At 67.3% G+C, this 20,808-nt stretch carries 23 protein-coding genes; 9 read left to right on the forward strand and 14 right to left on the reverse strand.

Features of this window, described 5'->3' with window-relative positions:
• Nucleotide 1 precedes the first annotated feature (1 nt).
• The 8 genes from IEX93_RS08345 to IEX93_RS08380 form a co-directional block, all read right to left on the reverse strand.
• Nucleotides 2-1,366 (reverse strand): carbohydrate ABC transporter permease, encoded by a 1,365-nt coding sequence (locus IEX93_RS08345; RefSeq protein WP_188847751.1) that lies wholly within the window; start codon nucleotides 1,364-1,366, stop codon nucleotides 2-4.
• Nucleotides 1,363-2,469, reverse strand: a complete 1,107-nt coding sequence (locus tag IEX93_RS08350) for a carbohydrate ABC transporter permease (protein WP_188847752.1) — start codon at nucleotides 2,467-2,469, stop codon at nucleotides 1,363-1,365. Before IEX93_RS08350 ends, IEX93_RS08345 begins: the two co-directional genes overlap by 4 nt.
• A 47-nt stretch (nucleotides 2,470-2,516) precedes the next feature.
• Nucleotides 2,517-3,746 carry an ABC transporter substrate-binding protein gene (locus IEX93_RS08355; protein WP_188847753.1) on the reverse strand — a complete coding sequence of 410 codons (1,230 nt, stop codon included), beginning with the start codon at nucleotides 3,744-3,746 and terminating at the stop codon, nucleotides 2,517-2,519.
• A gap of 66 nt (nucleotides 3,747-3,812) precedes the next feature.
• Complete coding sequence (locus IEX93_RS08360) at nucleotides 3,813-4,793, reverse strand: LacI family DNA-binding transcriptional regulator (RefSeq protein WP_188847754.1); 981 nt, start codon at nucleotides 4,791-4,793, stop codon at nucleotides 3,813-3,815.
• Between the two features lie 69 nt (nucleotides 4,794-4,862).
• Nucleotides 4,863-5,852 carry an ABC transporter substrate-binding protein gene (locus tag IEX93_RS08365; protein ID WP_188847755.1) on the reverse strand — a complete coding sequence of 330 codons (990 nt, stop codon included), beginning with the start codon at nucleotides 5,850-5,852 and terminating at the stop codon, nucleotides 4,863-4,865.
• Complete coding sequence (locus tag IEX93_RS08370) at nucleotides 5,849-6,625, reverse strand: ABC transporter permease (protein WP_188847756.1); 777 nt, start codon at nucleotides 6,623-6,625, stop codon at nucleotides 5,849-5,851. The genes IEX93_RS08365 and IEX93_RS08370 overlap by 4 nt, the downstream gene beginning before the upstream one ends.
• Nucleotides 6,612-7,388: an ABC transporter ATP-binding protein gene (locus IEX93_RS08375; RefSeq protein ID WP_188847757.1), complete on the reverse strand. Its 777-nt coding sequence runs from the start codon at nucleotides 7,386-7,388 to the stop codon at nucleotides 6,612-6,614. The genes IEX93_RS08370 and IEX93_RS08375 overlap by 14 nt, the downstream gene beginning before the upstream one ends.
• Nucleotides 7,388-7,888, reverse strand: coding sequence for a cyclase family protein (locus IEX93_RS08380; RefSeq protein WP_188847758.1), 501 nt, complete (start codon nucleotides 7,886-7,888; stop codon nucleotides 7,388-7,390). Before IEX93_RS08380 ends, IEX93_RS08375 begins: the two co-directional genes overlap by 1 nt.
• A 110-nt stretch (nucleotides 7,889-7,998) precedes the next feature.
• Between IEX93_RS08380 and IEX93_RS08385 the strand changes: the two genes are divergently transcribed.
• Nucleotides 7,999-8,985, forward strand: coding sequence for a TAXI family TRAP transporter solute-binding subunit (locus IEX93_RS08385; RefSeq protein ID WP_371863167.1), 987 nt, complete (start codon nucleotides 7,999-8,001; stop codon nucleotides 8,983-8,985).
• On the opposite strand, the gene IEX93_RS08390 is transcribed toward IEX93_RS08385, so the two are convergent.
• From IEX93_RS08390 to IEX93_RS08410, 5 genes are read right to left on the reverse strand one after another with little or no spacing between them, the layout of a single operon-like run.
• A complete protein-coding gene (locus IEX93_RS08390) occupies nucleotides 8,982-9,623 on the reverse strand; it encodes a histidine phosphatase family protein (protein ID WP_188847759.1) in 642 nt (213 codons plus the stop codon). The two genes, IEX93_RS08385 and IEX93_RS08390, sit on opposite strands and share 4 nt — an antisense overlap.
• Entirely contained in the window at nucleotides 9,620-9,970 is a 351-nt protein-coding gene (locus IEX93_RS08395; protein WP_188847760.1) for a DUF6285 domain-containing protein, read from the reverse strand. Before IEX93_RS08395 ends, IEX93_RS08390 begins: the two co-directional genes overlap by 4 nt.
• Entirely contained in the window at nucleotides 9,963-10,940 is a 978-nt protein-coding gene (locus tag IEX93_RS08400; RefSeq protein ID WP_188847761.1) for a phosphotransferase family protein, read from the reverse strand. Before IEX93_RS08400 ends, IEX93_RS08395 begins: the two co-directional genes overlap by 8 nt.
• Nucleotides 10,937-12,094, reverse strand: coding sequence for an acyl-CoA dehydrogenase family protein (locus tag IEX93_RS08405; protein WP_188847762.1), 1,158 nt, complete (start codon nucleotides 12,092-12,094; stop codon nucleotides 10,937-10,939). Before IEX93_RS08405 ends, IEX93_RS08400 begins: the two co-directional genes overlap by 4 nt.
• Nucleotides 12,057-12,521 (reverse strand): MerR family transcriptional regulator, encoded by a 465-nt coding sequence (locus tag IEX93_RS08410; protein ID WP_188847763.1) that lies wholly within the window; start codon nucleotides 12,519-12,521, stop codon nucleotides 12,057-12,059. Before IEX93_RS08410 ends, IEX93_RS08405 begins: the two co-directional genes overlap by 38 nt.
• A 104-nt stretch (nucleotides 12,522-12,625) precedes the next feature.
• Between IEX93_RS08410 and IEX93_RS08415 the strand changes: the two genes are divergently transcribed.
• From IEX93_RS08415 to IEX93_RS08445, 7 genes are read left to right on the forward strand one after another with little or no spacing between them, the layout of a single operon-like run.
• Nucleotides 12,626-13,918, forward strand: coding sequence for a phenylacetate--CoA ligase family protein (locus IEX93_RS08415; RefSeq protein WP_188847764.1), 1,293 nt, complete (start codon nucleotides 12,626-12,628; stop codon nucleotides 13,916-13,918).
• Nucleotides 13,905-14,636, forward strand: a complete 732-nt coding sequence (locus IEX93_RS08420) for an SDR family NAD(P)-dependent oxidoreductase (protein ID WP_188847765.1) — start codon at nucleotides 13,905-13,907, stop codon at nucleotides 14,634-14,636. Before IEX93_RS08415 ends, IEX93_RS08420 begins: the two co-directional genes overlap by 14 nt.
• A 10-nt stretch (nucleotides 14,637-14,646) precedes the next feature.
• Entirely contained in the window at nucleotides 14,647-15,840 is a 1,194-nt protein-coding gene (locus tag IEX93_RS08425; RefSeq protein ID WP_188847766.1) for an ABC transporter substrate-binding protein, read from the forward strand.
• 4 nt (nucleotides 15,841-15,844) lie between these two features.
• On the forward strand, nucleotides 15,845-16,726 hold the full coding sequence (locus tag IEX93_RS08430) for a branched-chain amino acid ABC transporter permease (RefSeq protein ID WP_188847767.1): 882 nt from the start codon (nucleotides 15,845-15,847) through the stop codon (nucleotides 16,724-16,726).
• Nucleotides 16,723-17,655, forward strand: a complete 933-nt coding sequence (locus IEX93_RS08435; RefSeq protein ID WP_188847768.1) for a branched-chain amino acid ABC transporter permease — start codon at nucleotides 16,723-16,725, stop codon at nucleotides 17,653-17,655. The genes IEX93_RS08430 and IEX93_RS08435 overlap by 4 nt, the downstream gene beginning before the upstream one ends.
• Complete coding sequence (locus IEX93_RS08440) at nucleotides 17,636-18,385, forward strand: ABC transporter ATP-binding protein (protein ID WP_188847769.1); 750 nt, start codon at nucleotides 17,636-17,638, stop codon at nucleotides 18,383-18,385. Before IEX93_RS08435 ends, IEX93_RS08440 begins: the two co-directional genes overlap by 20 nt.
• Entirely contained in the window at nucleotides 18,382-19,068 is a 687-nt protein-coding gene (locus tag IEX93_RS08445; RefSeq protein ID WP_188847770.1) for an ABC transporter ATP-binding protein, read from the forward strand. Before IEX93_RS08440 ends, IEX93_RS08445 begins: the two co-directional genes overlap by 4 nt.
• Before the next feature lie 17 nt (nucleotides 19,069-19,085).
• On the opposite strand, the gene IEX93_RS08450 is transcribed toward IEX93_RS08445, so the two are convergent.
• Entirely contained in the window at nucleotides 19,086-20,459 is a 1,374-nt protein-coding gene (locus IEX93_RS08450) for a PucR family transcriptional regulator (RefSeq protein ID WP_229906138.1), read from the reverse strand.
• A 152-nt stretch (nucleotides 20,460-20,611) separates the two neighbouring features.
• On the opposite strand from IEX93_RS08450, the gene IEX93_RS11590 reads away from it, so the two are divergent.
• Nucleotides 20,612-20,808: aldehyde dehydrogenase family protein (locus IEX93_RS11590; protein WP_229906139.1), on the forward strand; the 197-nt coding region annotated here is incomplete at its 3' end.

The raw sequence follows: 20,808 nt of genomic DNA on the forward strand, positions 1-20,808 counted from the left end.
CTCACTCCTTTAGGGCGCCCACGCTTACGCCCTCCACGAAGTAGCGCTGGAAAACGGCGAAGAGGACGAGGACGGGGACCATGGAGAAGAACCCCCCGGCCAGGATGAGCCCCCAGTCCCCCACCTGCCCGTAGGCGTTGCGGAAGGAGAGGAGGCCTAAGGGCAGGGTGTAGATCTCCCGCGGGCTCGTGAGGACCACGAAGGGCCAAAAGAACTCGTTCCAGGTCCCCTGGAAGGTGAGGATGGCCACGGCCCCCAAGGCGGGGGTGGACATGGGAAGGACGATGCGGAAAAGGGTCTGCCAGGGGGTGGCCCCGTCGATGAGGGCGGCCTCCTCCACCTCCCTGGGAATGGACTCAAAAAACTGCCTCATGATGAAGACCGCCCCCGCCCCCACGAGCCCCGAGAGGATGAGGCCGGTATAGGTGTTGAGGAGGGTCTCCACCCCGAAGAGCTTGGAGAGGCCGAAGATGCCGTCTTTGAGCACCAGGTAGTTGGAGATGAAGGTCACCTGGCCGGGGACCATCATGCTGAAGAGCATGAAGAGGAAGAGGGCCTGCCTCCCGGGGAAGCGGAGCCGGGCCAGGGCGTAGCCCGCCATAGAGGCGAAGACCAGGGTGGTGATCACCTTGACCGCAGCCAGGAAAAAGGAGTTCAAGGTCCAGCGCAGGAAGAGGCTCTCCCCGGTCTCCAGGCTCCTTGCCTCGCGGAAGGCGCGCACGTAGTTGTGGAAGACGTAGCCCACAAACCCCGGGACCACGTTGTCCCAACTCGCCACCCTTCCCCGGCGCTCAAAGCGGGTGGGGTCCAGGGTGGCCCCCAGGTAGAGGGCCCCGCGGGGGGCCTCCAGGTCCAGGGGAACCCGCTCCAGGAAGGGCCCTTCCCCGGGGTAGACCACCCGGAGGCGGAAGCGGTAGGCGTACCCCTCCTTTTCCCCGAGGCGGGCAGGGGCTTTTTCCACGAGCTCGGGCCCCAGGAGGCGCACGTGGTCGGCGGCGTAGGGGGTCTCAAACACGGCCCCCATCCCGGCCCCCGGCCGGCGCCGGGGTACGGCGGCCTCGAGGGGCGGCGGGGTGTCCTCCGGCCAGAAATAGGCCACCTCCAGGACCACCTCCCGCCCCGGGCGCATCCCCCCGAGCCAGGGATCCCCCGAGCCCGCCCGCCCCAGGCGCCAGGCCGCCGCCCAGTTCTTGGGGCTCACCTGGGCGAACCGGAGGGTGAAGGGCCACTCCAGGGGGTCGGGCTTAAGGCTGGCCAGGAAGCCCATGAGGAAGGGGCCCACGAAGAACACGCCGAAGGTCAGGAGGAGCCCGTAGATCCAGGCCACCCGGGCCCAGCGCCGCCTTGCGGCCTCCCTGGGGCTCATGCGGACCACCCCCTCTCGCTCACGCCGAAGCGGCGCTGGAGGAGGACGATAAGGAGGGTAAGCCCCGCCAGGAAGAGGGCCGCCGCCGAGGCCAGGCCCACCCGGGGCGTGGCCCCCGAGGGGAAGACGTTGCCGTAGACGTAGTAGGCCAGGGTGATGGTGGCCTCGAGGGGCGCCCCGCCCGAACCCCCCACGAAGAGCACCTGGTCAAAAAGCTGCAGGGTGCCGATCAAGCCCAGGGTGATCACCAGGAAGAGGACGGGCCTGAGGAGGGGCAGGGTGATCCGCGTGAACATGACCCAGGGCGTGGCCCCGTCCAAGGCCGCCGCCTCGTAAAGGGTTCGGGGGATGCCCTTAAGCCCCGCCAGGAAAAGGACCATGAGGGTGGGGATGGTGGTGTAGGTGTTCATGAGGATGATGGCCCAAAGGGGGTAGGGGATGCCCAGGAACCTGGCTGTGGTGGGAAGCCAGGGGATCTCCACCCGGACCTCCCAGGGCTCCAGGATCCCGGCCGCCCCGAGCCCCCAGGCGGCGAGCAGGGCGAGGGGCACCGAGAAGAGGGCGAGCGCCGGGTCAAAGAAGGGCACGGTAAGGCCGCGGCGCCGTTCCCAGAGCACCTGGGCCGTTTGGAAGGCGAGGAAGAGGAGGGCGAAGGCCCCAAGGTGGGGGAGATGGCCGAGGAGGAGGCTTAAGGCCTGGTTCACGAGGCCCGTGCGCTGGAAAAGCCACAGGAGAAGCAGGCTCGCCGCCGCCGTGGAAACCACCGAGGGGAGGTAATAGAGGGTCCGGAAAAAGGTAATCCCCTTAAGGGGCCGGTTCAAGGCCATGGCCACCAGGAGGGCCAGGGCCGTTTGCAGCGCCGTCACCACGAAGCTATAGGCCAGGGTGTGGCTTAGGGCGGTGAGGAATAGGGGATCGCGGAAGAGGGTTAGGTAGTTCCCAAGCCCCACGAAGCGGGGCGGGTTGAAGAGGTCGTAGTCGGTGAAGCTGAAGTAAAGGGCCCTCACGAAGGCGTAGAGGAAGAAGACCGTTAGGGTAAAGAGGAACGGCAAGAGCAGAAGGAGAGCGTAGAGGGCCTCGAGGGTGCGGGCTTTGATCCGCATGGCGGCAGGGTTCCTAAGGGGGAGGCCAGGGACCTCCCCCTTATCCGCTACTTCCGCATGAGCCGGTCCAGGGCAGCCTGGGCTTCTTTAAGGGCCTGGTCCACGCCCTTCTGGCCCGTCATTACCGCCTGAAGGGCCTCGTTGATGGGGCGCATCCAGTCGCCGCCGTAGGATAGGAACTTGAAGGGGTAGACGTACCCTCCCTGGCCCAGGGAGCCTTGGAAGACCACCCGGTTCAGCTCGGGCTCCTTCCCGGGCCGCTGGAAGTAGGGGTTGTTGGCCAGGGCCTTGCGGCTCGGGATGGCGAGCCCCCGTTCCAGAACCCACTGCTGGGCCTCCGGCGAGGTGAGGGCCTTGAGCACCTTGACCGCGGCCTCCTTGTTCTTGCTGGCGGCGTTCAGGCTCCAGGAAACGGTAAAGATGAAGTTTCCGCGCTTCTTGGTCACCGGGTCCAGGGGGAGGAAGGTGGTCCGGTAGGGAAGATTAGGGGCTTTGTCCCGGAGGAAGCCCGCGATCCAGGCCCCTTCTAGGGCCGTGGCTGCCTTCTCGCTGCCTAAGCAACCCCCGGTCCAGCCCTCGCCCAGGTCCTGGGCCACCCGGGCGGCACCCCGCTTCACCAGGCCCGTGTACCACTCAAAGGCGCGCCGGAAGTTCTGGTCCAGCACGGTGCGCCCCTTCTCGTCAAAGGGTTTCCAGCCGGTGGCGAAGGCAAAGGCGCCGAAGCGGGCAAAATCGGGCACCACGCAGAGCCCGGCCACGTCCTTCAGTTTGGCCTGGATCTGGCGGAGCTTGGCTTCAAAGGTCTCCCAGGTGTCCTGTTGGTTGGGGTAGGCTACCTTCGCCTCGTCAAAGAGGTCGGTGTTGTACTGGAGGGCCAGGGTGTTGAAGTCCTTGGGAATCCCGTAAAGCTTCCCTTTGTAGGTAAAGGCCTGGATCAGGTTGGGCAGGAACTCCGCGATCTCCCCTTTGCTGAAGTAAGGGTCCAAAGGCGCCACCCGTCCCGTGGCGAAGAGGCTTTCCGACCAGAAGACGTCCACGTAGAAGAGGTCCGGGGCCGTGCCCGCGGAGAGGGCGTTGAAGAGCCACTGGGTGTAATCGCCCTCTATAGGCTCGTAGACGACCCGAATCCCCTCCTTGTCCAGCTTGGGCTGGACCACCTCCTTAAGAAGCCCGCTGACGATAGCGATGTCAGTGCCGCCCCAACCCGAGATACGCACCTGCGTCTGGGCGGATGCGAGCCCCAAAAGGACCAGAAGGGCCAAGAAAGCTTTTTTCATCGCAACCTCCTTGCTTTCCCTCTGTAAGAGGGGCTGGTGTCTAGGGCCTGCCGCCTTCGGGTTTTTTCAGGCTCCCACCTCCCTTCTCCGGGTGGTTCCACGGACCACCAGGCGGACGGGGATGCGAAGCCCCCGGGGGGGCTTCCCGTCTCGGGCCTCGAGGAGCAGGGCCACCGCCTTCCGGGCGATGGTGGGAATGTCCTGGCGCACCGTGGTCAGCCGCTCCCCGAACTCCGGCAGGTCGTCGTACCCCACCAGGCTGACCTCCTCGGGTACCCCCACGCCCAGGTCCTCCAGCGCCGCCCATGCCCCCAAGGCCATCTCGTCGGAGGCAGCGAAGAGGGCGGTGAAGCGGAGGCTCCGCTCCCAGGCCTTGCGGACCATGCGGTAGGCGGTTAGAGGGTCAAAGGCCCCGTCAAGGACCAGCTCCTCGCGGAAGGGGATTCCCGCTTCCCTCAGGGCCTTCCGGTACCCGAGGAGGCGCTCCCGGCCCGCCTGGTGCTCGGGGTAGCCGGTGAGGTGGGCGATCGTCCGGTGCCCCAGGTCCAGGAGGTGCCGGGTGGCCAGATACCCCCCTTCCACGTCCTCGGGGGCCACCCAGGGGATCACTTCCCCAACCCCCACCAGGACGAAGGGCACACCCTTCTGGGAGAGGACTTCCACCCGGGGGTCCTTCTCGTGGGCCCCAAGGAGGATGTAGCCCAGGGCTTCCTGACGGGGTTTGCCCGTGGGGTCCACCTCCACCTCCGCCACCCGGAGCCCCTCGCGCCACAGGGCTTCCGAGAGGGCTTCCAGAAGCAGGGTGAAATAGGGCGTGTACCGCCGCACCCCGGGGGCGAAGAGGATGCCCACCGCGGTGGCCATCCCCACCATCTCCCGGGCGGCGGCGCTGGGGATAAAGCCCCACTCGCGGGCTAGGGCCAGGATGCGCTCCCTCGTGGCCCGGCTCACCCCGGGGCGGCCGTTCAGGGCCCGGCTTACCGTGGCCACGGAGACCCGGGCGGCTTCGGCGAGGTCGCGGATGGTCAGAGGCTTCTCCGAAGGCATCGTAAACGTTTACGTCAACGTAAACGCCATCCGGAAGGCCTGTCAAGATGGGGGTCTGGGCGGAGGGGCTCAGCGGATGGGCACCCGGTCCACGAACTGGTTGGTGTAGGTGCGCTTGAGGTCAATCCGGGCCCGCTTTACCCGCTCGTCAAAGGCGGAGAGCACCGTGAGGGGCCTTAGAGGGGCGGTGTCGCTGAAGCGGCCCGTGGGGGAGAAGGATTCCAGGGAGTTCTTCAGGACCTTGAGGTAGAGGTCCTTGTCCCCAAGGAAGTACTCCTCGGGGAGGATGGCGGCGATCTCCTCGGGCCTCTTCCCCTGCATCCAGCGCAGGCCCCGCACCATGGCGTTCGCCAGCTTTTGGGCGGTGTCGGGGTTTTTCTCCAGCCAGGCCCGGGTGGTGTAGAGGACGGCCGCCGGGTACTCGCCCCCTAGGACCTCCCGGGTGCCCTTGGTGGTGCGGGTGTCGGCGAGAACCTTAATGAGGCCCCGCTCTTCCAGGAGGGTGATGGCGGGCTCCACGTTGGAGATGGCGTCCACCTGCTTGTTCTGCACCGCCGCCACCGCCTGGGCCCCCACGGAGACCCCGATCACGGAGACGTCCGTGGGCTTGAGGCCCGCCTTCACCAGGAGGTAGTTGAGAAAGAAGTGGGTGGAGCTTCCCGGGGCGGTGATCCCCACCCTTTTCCCCTTCAGGTCGGCGATGGTCCGCACCTGGTCGGCCAGGTCCGACCGCACCCCCAGGACGATGGCCGGGTAGCGCCCCACCTCCACGAAGGCCACGATGTCCCGGCCCTGGGCCTGCATCTGGATGGTGTGGTCGTAGTAGCCCATGACCACCTCCACGCTTCCCCCCACCAGGGCCTGGAGGGCGCGGGAACCTGCCTGGAGGTCCTGGATCACCACGTCTAAGCCCTCCTCCTTGAAGTAGCCGAGCCTTTCCACCACGGTGAGGGGCAGGTAGACCACCGCGGTCTTGCCCCCCACGCCCAGGACCACCCGCTTCTGCGCAAAGCTGAAGGCCAAAAGCACCGCAAGCGCCAAAACCCAGATCCGCTTCACGCCGAACCTCCTTCCCGCTCCTTGGACCGCCACACCAAGAGCCTCCTTTCCACCGTGCCCACCAGGGCGTCCAGCGCTAGGACGAAGGCCATGAGGACCACCATCCCGGCGAAGACCCCCGTGGTGTCAAAGACCCCTTCCGCCTGGGCGATGAGGTAGCCGAGCCCGGCGGCGCTTCCCAGGTACTCCCCCACCACCGCCCCGATGACGGCGAAGCCGATAGAGGTCCTTAAGGAGCTGAAGATCCAGCTCGCCGCCGCCGGCAGGTAGACGTGGCGGAGGAGGTGGGAGGGCTTGGCCCCGAGAAGCCTGGCGTTTTGCAGGACGAGGGGGCTCACCTCCTTCACCCCCTGGTAGGTGTTGAAGAAGGCCACGAAGAAGACCAGGGTGACCCCCAGGGCCACCTTGGAGAGGACCCCGAGGCCGAACCAGAGGGTGAAGATGGGGGCGAGGACCACCCGGGGGATGGCGTTCAGGGCCTTGACGTAGGGGTCCAGCACGGCGGCCACGGCGGGGGCGAGGGCGAGCCAGAGCCCGAAGACCACCCCGAGGAGGGTGCCCAGGGCGAAGGCCAGCAGCATCTCCACCGTGGTGATGTAGAGGTGGGGGTAGACCTCCCCCGTGGCGAACCAGCGCCAGACCCTTTGGGCGATGGCCGAGGGGAGGGAGAAGAAGAAGGGGTCAATGCGGCCCGTCCTCGAGGCCCACTCCCAGAGGAGGAGGAAGCCCAAAAGGAGTCCGGCCTGCCAGAGCCTTACCCTAAGCCCCCGCATGGGCCCTCAGCACCTCCCCTCTCAAAAGCTCCCAGATCTCCCGGTGGAGCCGGAGGAACTCCGGGGTGAGCCGGATCTCCGCCACGTCCCTGGGCCGCGGCAAGGGGATGGGGAAGTCCCCGATGGGCCGTGAGCGGGGTCCCGCCGACATCACCACCACCCGGTCCGAGAGGGCGATGGCCTCCTCCAGGTCGTGGGTCACGAAGAGCACCGTCTTCCGGTCCTCCTGCCAGAGCCTTAGGAGCTCGTTTTCCATAAGCTGCCTCGTCTGGATGTCCAGGGCGGAGAAGGGCTCGTCCATGAGGAGGAGCTTGGGGCCGGCGATGAGCACCTGGGCCAGGCCCACCCGCTTGCGCATCCCTCCCGAGAGCTGGTGGGGGTAGTGGCGGAGGAAACGCCCAAGCCCCACCTTCTCCAGCCAAACCCGGGCCCGTTCCCGGGCCTCCCCCCAGGGCACCCCCCGGAAGACCAGGGGCAGGGCCACGTTGTCCAGGGCGGTCTTCCAGGGAAGGATGGCGTCCTGCTGGAAAAGGTAGCCCGCCACAGGGTTGAGGCCCTTGAGAGGTCTTCCCTCCAGGAGGACCTCCCCTCGGCTGGGGGCAAGGAGCCCGGCGGCCACGTTGAGGAGGGTGCTTTTGCCGCAGCCCGTGGGCCCCACCAGGCTCACGAACGCCCCTGGGGCAAGGGCCAGGCTCACCCCCTCCACGGCCACGTAGTCTCCGAAGGCCACGGTCACCTGGCGGAACTCTAGGAAGCTTGCCATCACCTGATCGCCACCGCCCGCACCGGTCCCCCCGAGGCCTCCTTGTGCTTGGCCCCCCCCACGAAGATCAGAGCCCCAAAGGGGGGCACCTGGGCCAGGTTGGCCAGGTTTTCCAGTCCATATTTGCCCGCCCCCAGGAGGGCGACGTGGGCCCGGAAGTCCTTGGAGGGGCCGAAGTCCAGGGAAAGGGTGTCCACCCCCACGATCTCCCGCTCCCGCACCAAAAACTCCGCCGCCTCGGGGGAGAAGCCGGGGAAGTTGCCGTAATAGCCGTTCTGCCGCACGGTGACCAGGGTGGTGATGCGCATGGGCTCGGCCCCGGGGAAGAGGGGGATCTCGGGGGAGAGGACATGGGGGAGGTTCACCACCTTGGAAAAGGCCTTGCCGGGGACCTCCGCCTGGGCCAGGGCCCGGCCCGCCAGAAGCCCCAGCCCCGCTCCGAGAAGGGCCCTACGGGAAACGGATTGGGCCACGCTTTCCATAACCCAAGGGGCGCACATGGCTTGCCTCCTTTGCCGCCAAGGCTACCACGCCCCCCGCGTGCCCGGCAAGGGCTTGCGAAAGACGGCTTGGGCCCTTAGCCTGGCTTTACAAGCCAAGGGGGTGACGGATGCTGAGGCGAAGCGTGGCGGTATGGCTGTTGCTGGGACTGGCCCTGGCCCAGAAGCCCCAGATCGTTATCGGCACCGGCGGGGTGGGCGGGGTGTACTTCTACTACGGCACCGCGGTGGCGGAGATCCTGAACCGGTCCGGGGCGGTCCAGGCCCAGGCCATGCAGTCAGGGGGGTCCATAGAGAACCTCATGCTCCTTCGCGACCGCACGGACCCGGCCCGGGGCCTCTACTACTGCGGCACGGTCTTGCCCGATGCCGCTCTTATGGCCTTCCAGGGGGAGGAGCGCTTCCAGGGGAAGCCTGCCCCGGTGCGGATCCTCTTCACCATGTACCCCAACTACTTCCACGTGGTGACCGCCGAGGGAAGCGGGATCCGGGTGCTCCAGGACCTTAAGGGGAAGCGGGTCTCCACCGAGGTGCCCGGGGGGATCATCGAGTACGAAGCCCGGATCCTCATGTCCGCCGCCATCCCCGGCTTTGACCCCAAGGTCCACTTCGGGAAGTGGGAGCGGGTGCGGGCGGCGGAGAGCGCTTCCCTATTGGCGGAGGGCAACCTGGACGCCTTCTTCTGGTCGGGGGGCCTCCCCACGGGGAGCATCGTGGAGCTGGCGGGGAGCTTGGCCCGCAAGGGAAAGCGCCTCTTCCTGGTGCCCCTTCCCCCCCAGAGCACCCCGGTGCAGGTCTTGCAACGGCGCTTCCCCGGGGTGGTGGACACCGGGGTGATCCCCAAGGGGGTCTATAACACCCGCTACGACACCCCCACCCTCACCTTCTGGAACGTCTTCGTCTGCCCGGCGAGCCTCCCTGAGGAGGTGGCCTACGCCGTAGTGAAGGCGGTGATGGAAAACCTTCCCGCCCTCCAGGCCGCCGTGGCCCCGGCCCGGGAGACCACCCTGGAAAACGCTGTGCGCTCCCGGGGTGGGAAGGTCCCCTACCACGAGGGGGCGGTGCGCTACTTCCGGGAGAAGGGGGTTTGGCGCTAGCCCGAACGGTAGGCCTCCCAGAGGGCCTCCATGGTGGAGAGGCGGGTTTGGGGGAGGGGGTTGTAGGGGGTGAGGTTGTGGACCCGGAGGAGGGGAGGCTCCCCCAGGTCCAGGACGGAGAGGCCGCAAGGGTGGACCTCCAGGGGGAGGAAGCCCCGTTGCCCGGTGAGGGCGTAGGTGAGGATGGCCCGGATCACCCCGCCGTGGGCCACCAGGAGGAGGGTGTCCCAGGGCCTTTGCAGGAGGCGCTGGTAGGCGGAAAGGACACGGTCTAAGAAGGCGTCGTAGCGCTCCCCGCCCAGGAAGCGGGCCTCGAGGCTAGGGGGCTGGAAGGCTTCCCGGAAGGCCCGCTCGGGGTCTTCCAGGTCCTTAAGCCTTCCCGGGCGGATCTCCCGGAACTCGGGCCAGGCCTCCACCGGCACCGCCCTGGACCCCAGGACCAGGGCCAGGGTCTCTTCCGTCCGGGGAAGGCCGGTGTGGACCGCTAGGTCCAGGGGAACCCCCTCCAGAAGGGCCCGCACCGCCAGGGCCTGGGCCCTGCCCCTTTCCGTGAGCCCCACCCCCTCCGGGGGCACGGGCCTGCCCTGGGGGAAGTAGTCCACCTCGCCGTGGCGCAGGAGGAGAAGGCGCCTCCTCATGGGTAGCGTTCCAGGTACTTGGGGCTAGCCACCCTTAGCTTCCGCGCCACGTGGGCCTTGAGGAAGGCCTGGGTGCCCTCGGGGGGATGGCCCTCCCGAATCCTTTGGGCAAGCTCCCCGAGGAGCACTTCCGCCTCCCCCTGCTTCCCCAAGAGGGCGGTCAGCTCCTTGGCCTCCTCCGCCCTCAAGGCCTCCCCCAGGGCCAGCTCCCGCCGGGCGATCCCTAAGGCGTTCAGGGCCACCAGGATCTGGAAGCGGAGCCTGGGGTCGGAGAGGCTAGGGAGGATCTCCCGCTCCAAAAACTCCCCCACGGCCTCCAGGAGTTCGTCTAGGGTGGGCCTATCCATGGCGCTCCAAGAGGTACAGGATCTCGTACTCCATCTCCGCCGCAAGCCTGCCCAGCACCGCAAGCTCCACGCTCCTTTCCTCCCCCCTTAGGTGCCTCCGGGCCTGCTTCAAGGCCCCGAGGCCCCAGCGCACGTTTCCCAGGACCTCCCACCAGAAAAGCTCCTCCTCGGCGATGTCCAGGCCCCTTAGGGCGTTGTAGCGTTCCAGGAAGGGCCCCACCTCCCCCACGCCCCCCAGGTGCTTGGCGTCCTCCCCAAACCGCCAGGCCCGCACCAAGGGCCAGGCCAGGTCCTCCCGGGGGTCGCCTAGGTGGGCGAACTCCCAGTCCAAGACGGCCACCAGGCCCTCCTCGTCCACGAGGAGGTTGCCGATGCGGAAATCCCCGTGCACCAGGACCCCAGGGCGCTCCCGGGGAGGGTGGTCCTGGAGCCAGCGCAGGCCCCATTCCAGGGCGGGGTGGGGCTCCCCCAGGGCGCCCAGGTCCCGGTAGGCCTCCCGTAGGGCGGCCTGCCAGGGCGGGGCTTCCTTGGGGGTGAGGAAGGGGACCTCCTCCGGGGGCAGGGCGTGGATCTTGGCCAATTCCTCGGCCATGGCCTGGGGAAGCCTTTCCCGGGCCCTTTGGTACTCGGGGCGCCGGACCACCCGGGCCCCGATGGCTTCCCCCCTTAGGCGGCGCATGAGGAAGGCCTCCCGGCCCTCGAGGTCGGGAAAGTACCCGATGGGCTCGGGGACCTTCACCCCGTGGGCGTAGGCCACCTGGAGGAGGCGGAACTCGTGCTCTAGGGGCAGGGTCCCGCTGTAGATCACCCCGCCCCCCGCCCGGCGCAGGAAGAGGGCGTGGAGGGTGTCCCCCGCCCGGTAGTCCACCGCCCAGGCCTCCTTGGAGGCCCCTCCGGGCAGGCGCTTGAGGGCTAAAAGCTCCCCCGGCCCGAAGATCTCCCTCAAGGCCTCGGCCAGCGCCTCCCTCATGGCCTAAGCCCCTTGAAGAGGGCCCGCTTGCCCACGGAGGCCCGGTGGACCTCGCTGGGCCCGTCGTAGATCCGGAAGGGGCGCACCTCCCGGTAGAAGATGGAAAGGGGGATGTCCTCGCTGATCCCTAGGGCCCCGGTGATCTGGACCGCCCGGTCCACCGCCCGGTTCACCGCCTCGGAGACGAAGATCTTGGCCATGGAGGCCTCGTGCCGGATCCGCTCCCCCCGGTCCAGCTTCCAGGCGGCGTGCCAGACCATGAGCCGGGCGGCGTGGAGCTCCATGTGGCTGTCGGCGATCATGAACTGGACCCCTTGGTGCTCGGCCAGCCTCTTGCCGAAGGACTCCCGCTTTAGGGCGTACGCCTGGGCGAGCTCGGTGGCCCTAACCCCCACGCCCAGCCAGCGCATGCAGTGGGTGAGCCGAGCGGGGTCTAGGCGAAGCTCGGCGTAAAGAAACCCCTTGCCCACCTCGCCCAAAACCGCCTCCTCCCCCACCTCGCACTCCAGGACCAGCTCCCCGTGCCCCCCCACCGACCAGTGGTCCATGGTGGGGATGGTGCGCACCAGCCTTAGGCCGGGGGTTTCCCGGTCCACCAGGAAGAGGGTAGGCCCCTCCTCCGTCCGGGCCAGGACGATGAAAAAGGCCGCCCCCTCGGCCCCGGTGGTGAACCACTTCCTTCCCCTAAGGACAAAGCCCCGGCCCTTCCGCTCGGCGGTGGTCTTGAGGAGGTTCGGGTCCGCCCCGGCCCCCATGGGCTCGGTCATGGCGAAGCCGCTCCGAACCTCCCCGGCGGCCAAGGGAAGGAGGTACTTCCGCTTCTGGGCCTCGTTGGCCACCTTGTGGAGGAGGTGCATGTTGCCCTCGTCGGGGGCGGCGGCGTTTAGGGCCCTGGGGCCTAAGAGGCTCCGGCCCGCCTCCTCCAGGACCACGGCGAGGGCCGTCCAGGAAAGCCCGAGCCCTCCAAGCTCCTTGGGCATGTGGGGCAGGAAGAGGCCCCGCCTTTTGGCCTCGGCCTGGAGCTCTTGGGTGATGGCCTCCAGGCGGTCCAGGTGCCTCGCCGCCTCGGCCTCCCTGGGGATCACCGCCTCCTCGAGGAAGGCCCGCACCCTTTCCCTAAGCGCCTCCGTTTCCCGGTCCAGGCTGAAGTCCATCTTCTGCCTCCTTGGGGGCGAAGTGCTTGGTCAAGAAGCGGTGGAAACGGCGGATCATTCGCTCCTGCCGCTCGATGCTGGCCAGCACCTCCCCCGTCTTAGCCCACATGGCCAGAAGCTCCTCGTCGGAGAGGGGGATCTCCTCCCGGCGCCACCCCTCCCGGTAGGTGCCGTCGGGGTGGAAGATGGCCTTCTTTAAGGCCATGATCTTGCCGATCTCCTCCAGGGTGAAGCCCAGCTGGTTGAGGTCCTGGATATCCTGGATGAGGTATAGGGCGAACTCCGTGTAGAGCTTGCGGCCCCCCTGGGTGAGGGCCCCGGGCTCCAGAAGGCCGAGCTTGGCGTAGTGCTGGAGAATCCGCCGGGAAACCCCGCTTTTCCGGGCGAGGTCGCTCAGGGTGTAGAGGGAAGGCAGGGTGGGGGCCATGCCCTAAGGATAGCACAGGGGTGAGCGGTTGAGGACATGGATGTCCACGCTTGACATGGAGTGTCCACTTCCCCTATAGTGGCCCTAAAGCCCAGGGGGCAAAGATGCAGGCCTATTGGGACGAGGTGGAAACCCTGCCGCGGAAGGCCCTGGAGGCGTTGCAGCTGAAGCGCCTCCGGGCCCAGGTGGAAAGGCTCTACGAGCAGAGCCCCTTTTTCCGGGAGAAGTGGGCCGGGGTGGACCTAAGGATCCGCCACCTGGAGGACCTTGCCCGCTTCCCCGTGGTGACCAAGGCCGAGCTCCGGGAGGAGCAGCGCCTGCACCCGCCCTTGGGGCGCTACGTCCTGGCCCCTAGGGAGGCGTGGCGGGAGTACCACCCTTCCAGCGGCACCACCGGGCTTCCCGTGGGCACGGTCTGGAGCGAGAAAGACGTGGAGAACATCGCCCAGGTGACGGCCCGGACCCTCTTCGCCTACGGCCTCCGTCCCGGGGATACGCTTCTAAACGGTTTCAGCTACGGCCTCTGGGTGGCCGGGATGGCCGTGCACCACGCTGCCCGCCTTCTGGGCCTCTTCGTCTTGCCCGTGGGGGCGGGCCAGACGGAGCGCCACCTAGAGCTCATGCAGCGCTTCCGGCCCAAGGCCCTTACCGCCACCCCTTCCTTTGGCCTCTACCTGGCCGAGGTCCTTAAGGAGAAGGGTCTGGAAAGCCCCTTGTCCATCGGGGCCTTCGGGGGCGAGGCGGGGACCGAAAACCCCGCCACCCGGCGCCGCCTGGAGGAGGCTTTGGGCATCCGGGCCTACGACTACTACGGTCTTGCGGAGATGGGACCCACCTTCGCCGGGGAGTGCGAGGCCCAGGCCGGGCTTCACTTCGCCGAGGACCACTACCTGGTGGAGGTGGTGGACCCCGAGACCAAGGAGCCCTTACCTGAAGGGGAGGTGGGGGTTCTGGTCCTCACCCACCTGACCCGGGAGGCCACCCCCCTGGTGCGCTACTACACCGGGGACCTGGCCCGCCTCACCAAGGAGCCTTGCGTCTGCGGCCGGACCCATGTGCGGGCTGTGGGGGGCATTCTGGGGCGGGCGGACGACCTGGTGGTCTACCGGGGGGCCAAGTTCTATCCCACCCAGGTGGAGGAGGTGGTGCGCCGTTTCCCCGAGCTTTCCAGCGAGTACCGGATTGAGGTCCTCGAGGAGAACGGAGTGGTTCGGGAGGTGACCGTGGTGGCCGAGCTGGCCCGGCCCGGCGTGGCTACGGAGGGCTTGGTGGCCTCCCTGCGCCGGGGGTTGAAGGAGGCCCTGGGGGTGACCCCTGAGGTTCGCCTAGAGCCTCCTGGGACCTTGGAACGGACCGCCTTCAAGGCCAAGCGGGTGGTGCGGCATGCCCGGGCTTGAAGGGCTTCCCGTTTTGGTCATCGGGGCCACCCGGGGCATCGGCTTAGCGGTGGCGCAGGAACTCCTCCGCCGGGGAGCCCGCGTGGGCATCACGGGCCGGGACCCCGACCGGGTGCGGTCCCTGGCCGGGACTTTGGGCGTATGGGGTGAGGCTTTGGACGTGCGCGACCGGGAGGCAGTCCCCCAGGTCGTGGGGCGATTCCAGGAAGAGGTGGGGCTTTACGGGCTTGTCTACAACGCGGGGGTCAGCCCGGTCTTTACCCGGGCCGAGCGGATCGGTCTAGAGGTATGGGACGAGGTCTTGGAGGTGAACCTCACGGGAGCCTTCTTGGCTGCCAAGGCTTTTGCGGGGCTTCTTGAAGGGCAAGGCAGTTTGGTGTTCGTAGGTTCCATCCTCAGCCTTAGGGGCGGGGCGCGCCTAGCCGCTTACACCGCCGCTAAGGCGGGTCTTTGGGGTCTGGCCCGGGCCTTGGCTTTGGACTGGGCGGATCGGGGAATCCGGGTCAACCTGGTGGCTCCCGGATGGACGGAGACGGAGATGACCCAGGGTCTTAGGGAGCATCCCCATCTGGGACAGAAAATCCTGGGCGGGATCCCCCTGGCCCGGATGGCCCGGCCGGAGGAGGTGGCCCGGATGGTGGCCTTCCTCCTGGAGCCGGAAAATAGCTACCTGACGGGTGGCGTCTACGCCGTGGACGGCGGCGTGAGCGCAAGCTAGGAGGTGGCCTATGAGAAAGGGTTGGATCTGGTTTTTGGCCTTGGCTTTGGGCCTTGCTTGGGCTCAGGGGCAGCAGCCCATCAAGATCGGGGCCCTCTTCATCCTGAGTGGGAACTTCGCAGGCTACGGCAAGTCCGGTTCCCAAGGGGCCCAGCTGGCGGTGGAGGAGATCAACGCCCGCGGGGGGATTCTGGGCCGGCCCTTGCAGCTCATCGTGGTGGACGACCAGGGCAACCCCGAGGTAGGGGTGCGGGAGGCCCGTAGGCTCATCCTCCAGGAGAAGGTGAACTTCCTCTTCGGCGTGGACTCGAGCTCCGTCTCCCTGGCAGTAGCCCCCCTGACCGACGAGTACAAGATCCCCCTGGTGGTGACCCACGCCGCCACGCCCGCCCTCACGGAGCAGTGCCGGCCCTACGTTTTCCGCACCTCCAACAACGCCCGCATGGATGCCTGGGCAGCGGCGGCCCTGGCGGCCACGCTTCCCGTCAAGCGCTGGGCCAACATCGGGCCCGACTACGAGTTCGGTCGGGTGTCCTGGCAGGACTTCATCACCCGGCTCAAGCAGCTGCGCCCCGATGTGGAGGTGGTGAGCGAGCAGTGGCCCCGCTTCGGCTCCACGGACTACGCCAGCTTCATCACCGCCCTGATGCGGGCCAGGCCTGAAGGGGTTTTCTCCACCCTGTGGGCTGGGGACATGGTGATCTTCGCCCGCCAGGCCAAGGCCTTCGGCTTCTTCAACCAGGTGAGGTATTTCGTCAACCCTGTGGGGGCGGCCCTCGAGGTCCTGGCGCCTTTGGGCAAGGAGACCCCTGAGGGGCTTTTGGTCTCCACCCGCTACTGGTTCTTGTACCCCAATACCGAGCGCAACCGGAGCTTTGTGGAAGCTTACCGGAAGCGGTACAACGAGTACCCCAGCTACAACGCCCAGGAGGCCTACGCCGGGATCCACATGCTGGCCCTGGCCATCCAGAAGGCGCGCTCCACCCAGGCGGAGGCGGTGCGCCGGGCTTTTGAGGCGGATGGTGGCCTGGTCTACGAGGCACCCGAAGGTCGCAAGCGGATGCGCCCAGAGGACCACCAGGTCTTTGAGGGCCTGGTCTGGGGGTACACCAAGCACAGCCCCAATTACCCCTTCGCCATTCTGGACCGGATGCGGATCACCCCCGCCACGGACACGGTCTACCCCACCCAGTGCAAGCGCTAGGGCCATGGACCTGGGCTTCTACCTCCTCCAACTCCTCACCGGCCTGGCCTACGCCAGCACCCTTTTTCTCCTGGCGGTAGGCCTCTCCCTCATCTTTGGGGCTATGGGCATCGTCAACTTCGCCCATGGCTCCTTCTACATGCTGGGGGCGTACCTGCTCTACGCCTTTAGCCGGGGCCAGGCGGAGGGGTTTTGGACCGGGCTCATTCTTGTCCTGGCCGCGGCCTTGGTGATCGGAGCCCTGGTGGAGAGGCTTTTCATCCGGCCCATCTACCGAAGGCCGGAGGAGTACCAGATCCTCCTCACCTACGCCCTGCTCCTCATTCTGGAGGACCTGGTCCGGTTCCTCTTCGGGGCCGGGTACCGCTCCCTGCCCACCCCTCCGGCCTTTTCCAGCCCCCTTTTCCTCCTTGGCACCCCTTTCCCCAGCTACTACCTTTTCTTGGTGGGGCTTGCGGGCCTCTCCGCCCTTCTCCTCTGGGCCTTTCTCTACCGGACCCGGCTTGGCGCCTGGGTCCGGGCGGCCACCCAGGACCGAGAGATGCTGGAAGCCTTGGGGATTAACGTGCCCTTGCTCTACACCGGGGTTTTCGCCATGGGCATCGCCCTGGCGGCCTTGGGCGGGGCCGCCCTTTTGCCCCTACAGGCGGCCACCCCCGGCATGGCCGTGGACGCGGTGATCCAGGCCTTCATCGTGGTGGTGATCGGGGGGCTGGGTAGCGTCTGGGGAGCCCTCCTGGGGGCGGTCCTCATCGGCCTTCTGCAGGCCTTCGGCATCCTTTTTCTCCCGGAGATGGCCATGGTGTTTCCCTTCGCCCTGATGGCCCTCGTCCTTCTCCTCAGGCCCTGGGGGCTTTTGGGCCGTCCGCCGGCGGTGAGAACATGAGGCTAGGGCTTCTCTTCTTGGGGCTTTTATTGCTCGGCCCCATCCTCTCGGAGTACGGCCTGAAGCTGGTCAGCGAGGCCCTGATCCTGGGGCTTTACGCCATGGCCTTCAACCTCCTCTTCCACCAGGCGGGCCTCCTTTCCTTCGGCCAGGCGGCTTTCTTCGGGGTGGGGGCCTACGCCATGGCCCTCCTGGTGAGCCGGGCGGGGTGGCCCTTTTTGGCCACCCTGCCGGTGGCCGTCCTCGCCAGCGCCCTGGTGGCCTTTATCATCGGCTTCCTGAGCATTCGGCTAACCCGCATCTACTTCACCATGCTGACCCTGGCCTTTGCCCAGCTCCTTTACGCCGTGGCCCACAAGTGGTACGCCTTCACCGGGGGGGACAACGGCATCACCGATCTGAGGCCTGCGGGGATCTTGGGGGAGAGCCTGCCCTTTTACTACCTCACCCTGCTCCTCTTTGCCTTGGGTGTAGGTTTTCTTGCCGCTTTAGAGCGCTCGCCCTTCGGGTACGCCCTGAGGGGCTTAAGGGACAACCGGGCCCGGGCAGAGGCGGTGGGGGTTGACGGGTTTCGCCACCTCCTGCTGGCCTTTGTGCTTTCGGGAGCCCTTTCCGGGGTGGCCGGGTTCCTCCAGGGGGCCTTGCAGCGCTCAGTCTTTCCCGATTACCTCTTCTGGACCCGTTCGGCGGAGGCCATTATCTCCACCATCTTAGGCGGAAGCGGGGTGTTCCTGGGCCCGGCCGTGGGAGCGGCGGCCTTCCTCTTCCTGAGGGTGCTGGTGCAGGCGAACACCGAGTACTGGCCCTTCTTCCTGGGCCTTCTCCTTCTCGTCATGGTCCTCTTTTTTCCCAGGGGCCTTGCCGGGGTCTGGGAAAACTTGGCCGGCTGGGTGGCAAGGGGGGTGCGGCGTGGCGCTGCTGGCGGTTGAAAACGTGTACAAGTCCTTCCAGGGGTTTTTGGCCCTAGCAGGGGTTTCCCTAGAGGTGGCCGAGGGAAGCTTCCACGCCCTGGTGGGTCCCAACGGGGCGGGGAAGACCACGCTTTTCAACGTGATCACCGGCCGCTTTCCCCCGGACCGGGGGTCGGTGATCTTCCAAGGCAAGCCTATCACGGGTTGGCCTACCCATAGGGTAGCCCGCCTGGGGCTGGCCATCTCCTTCCAGCGGGCGCAGCCCTTCGCCTCCATGAAGGTCCGGGAAGCGGTGACCCTAGCCCGTTTGGGCTACGCGGGAGCCACCTTCCACCTTCTCCGCCCCTTAGGTGCTTTTACGGAGGCCCTCGATGCGGCCCGGGAGGCCTTGGCCAAGGTGGGCCTCGAGGATCAGGCGGACCGCCGGGTCTCGGAGTTGCCCCTGGGCGATTTGAAACGGCTGGACGTGGCCATGGCCCTGGTGGCCAAGCCCAAGCTTCTCCTCCTGGACGAGCCCCTTGCCGGGCTCTCCCGGGCCGAGCGGCGGCGGATGGTAGGGTTCATCCGGGAACTCCTCCGCCGGGAAGGAGTGACCCTCCTCTTTACCGAGCACGACACGGAGGCGGTGCTGGAGCTGGCGGATCGGATCACTGTGCTCCACCAAGGGCGGGTGTTAGTCGAGGGTAACCCGGAGGAGATCCGCCACGATGTCCAGGTACGGGCGGCCTTCTTAGGGGGAACAGCATGAGCCTGCGGCTGGAGGGTTTAAGCGCGGGTTACGGCGGGATCCCCGTGCTCCACGGGGTAGACCTGGAGGTGGGCGAGGGGGAGGTGGTGGCGCTCCTCGGGCGCAACGGGGCGGGGAAGACCACCCTCATCAAAGCCGTCATGGGCCTGGTCCGGGTTTACGCCGGGCAGGTGGTCTACTGGGGCCAGGAACTCACCCCACTCCCCTCCTACCGCCGGGCCCAGCTGGGTCTGGGATACGTACCGGACGATCGCAGGATCTTCCCCGAGCTCACGGTACGGGAAAACCTCCTGATCGCCCACCGCCCCGGCCCCTGGTCCCTGGAGAAGGTGTACCGGATGCTGCCGCGCCTTCAGGAAATCGAGCATCGCCGGGGTGGCCTCCTTTCCGGCGGGGAGCAGCAGATGCTCACCATCGCCCGGACCCTCATGACCAACCCGAAGCTTCTCCTCTTGGACGAGCCCACCGAGGGCCTCGCCCCCCTGATCGTGGAGGAGATTGCTCGCCTGGTCCTGGAGCTTAAACGGGAGGGGATGCCCGTGCTTTTGGCCGAACAGAACCTGCGCTTTACCGGCCGGGTGGCCGATAGGGCCTACGTCCTGGAGACGGGGGAGGTGCGCCTTTCGGGGACGATGGACGAGCTCCTTCACAAAGAGGAGGTGGCCGCTTTGCTTTCCTTGTAAAAAGAGGCCTCCGTGGTCTAGATCTCGCCCGGGGCCATCTCCCGGAGGATCTTGAGGGCGAGGAAGAGGTCCACCCGGCCTGGGCCTAGAGGGCCCAGGAGGATTTCTAGCTCCTCGAGGCGGCGGTAAAGGCTTTGCCTGCGGATGCCCAGGCGGCGGGCGGCTTGGGCGCGGTTGCCTTCCTCTAGGAGGACCCCGAGGGTCTCCCCTAAGATCCTCCTTCGCCTGGGGGGAAGGGCCAGAAGGAGGGCCAGCCTGGCCCGGGCGTAGGCCAGTCGGAGCGTGGGGTCGGGGACGAGCAAAAGCCCCAGGGGATCTTTGCCGCACCGAAGCCGCCACGTCGCTTCCCGAAGGGTGTGGTGGGCCAGATGGACCCCCTCCACCACGGGTCCCACCCCCAAGGGAACCCCGGACCGGGCTCGGGCCTCCGCCTCCCGGTGCACCTCCTCCAGGAGGGGTTTTGGCCCTCCCAGGAGGAAAAGGTGAAAGTCCGGGGTCTTCCAGGACCAGACCTCGAGGCCCTCCCGGGTTAAGAGGGTCCTGAGGACCCCCTCTTTCGCCCCCAGGGCCAGCCCCAGCCAGGCGGGGTGGTAGGGCGGAAAGCCGGGGAAGAGGTCGGGGAAGAAGAAGGCGCTGAGCCTTTCCAGGGCTTCCCGCCGCTTAGCCTCCTCTTGGGCCCGGGCCATGGCCAGGTGGGCCGCCAGGATGAGGGCGGCCCGCTCCAGCACCAAGTGGGCCGCCTCGTCCAGGCCCTCCGGGGGGAGGACGCAAAGGGTTCCTAGGGTTTCTAGACCCGCCCTTAGAGGGAGGCGAAGCCCAGGGCCTTCCCCTGCGCCTTCCAGGTGGAGGCTTAGGCGGTGCCCGGGAAGGCGGGCCTTTAGGGCTTCGAGGAACCCACCGAGCCCCTCCCTGGAAAGGCCTTGCAAAAGGGCTTCGGTGGTGGCCTCGAGGGTTTCCAGGAGGGCGGTTCTTCGGCTGAGGATCAGGGTACAAAGGGCCTGACCGATGTCCTCAAAGCGAACCTCCTGCCGGAAGACGAGAAGGGGGATCCCCGCGCTCTCCGCCCAGGCTGGAAACCAGGGGGGAAGCTCCCGGATCCACTGGACGAGCTCCACCCCTAAGGCAGCGATTCCCCGCTCCGCCAGGGAGTCCAGGTAGGCCTCCTGGGTCCTCCGGTCCGCCCCCGCTAGGGCCATCCCCGTGGTGAGGAGAAGCTCCCCGCCCTGAAGGAAGCGGGCCACGTCTAGAAGCTCGGAGACGTGGACCCAAAGGATCCTCCGGCCCAGTCCCCCCTCCCCCCCAAGGAGCTCGGCCCCGGCCAAGGCGGGGTGGGCCAGGGCCTCGGCCATGGTGGGGGCCGAGAGGGTGACATCCTGTCGCTTGGACTTCATGGGCCCTTGACGCAAAGTGTAGGGGAAGGAGGTCCTATGCTCAAGAACCTGGTGGGCGGTCGTTGGCAGGAGGTTTCCCGTCCCACCCTTCCCGTGTACAACCCGGCCACGGGGGAGGTGCTGGAGGAGATCCCCTATCGGGGGAGGAAGAGGTGGACCGGGCGGTCTGGGCCGCCGAGGAGGCCTTCGCCTCCTGGAAAGAGACCCCCCTCACCGAGCGGGTCCGCCTTATGTTCCGCTTCAAGGAGCTTCTGGAGAAGCACTTTGAGGACCTGGCCTGCCTCGTCACCCTCCACCACGGGAAGACCCTGGAGGAGGCCCGGGGGGAGGTAAGGCGGGGGATCGATGT

Source organism: Thermus composti, assembly GCF_014647535.1.
GTDB lineage: Bacteria > Deinococcota > Deinococci > Deinococcales > Thermaceae > Thermus > Thermus composti.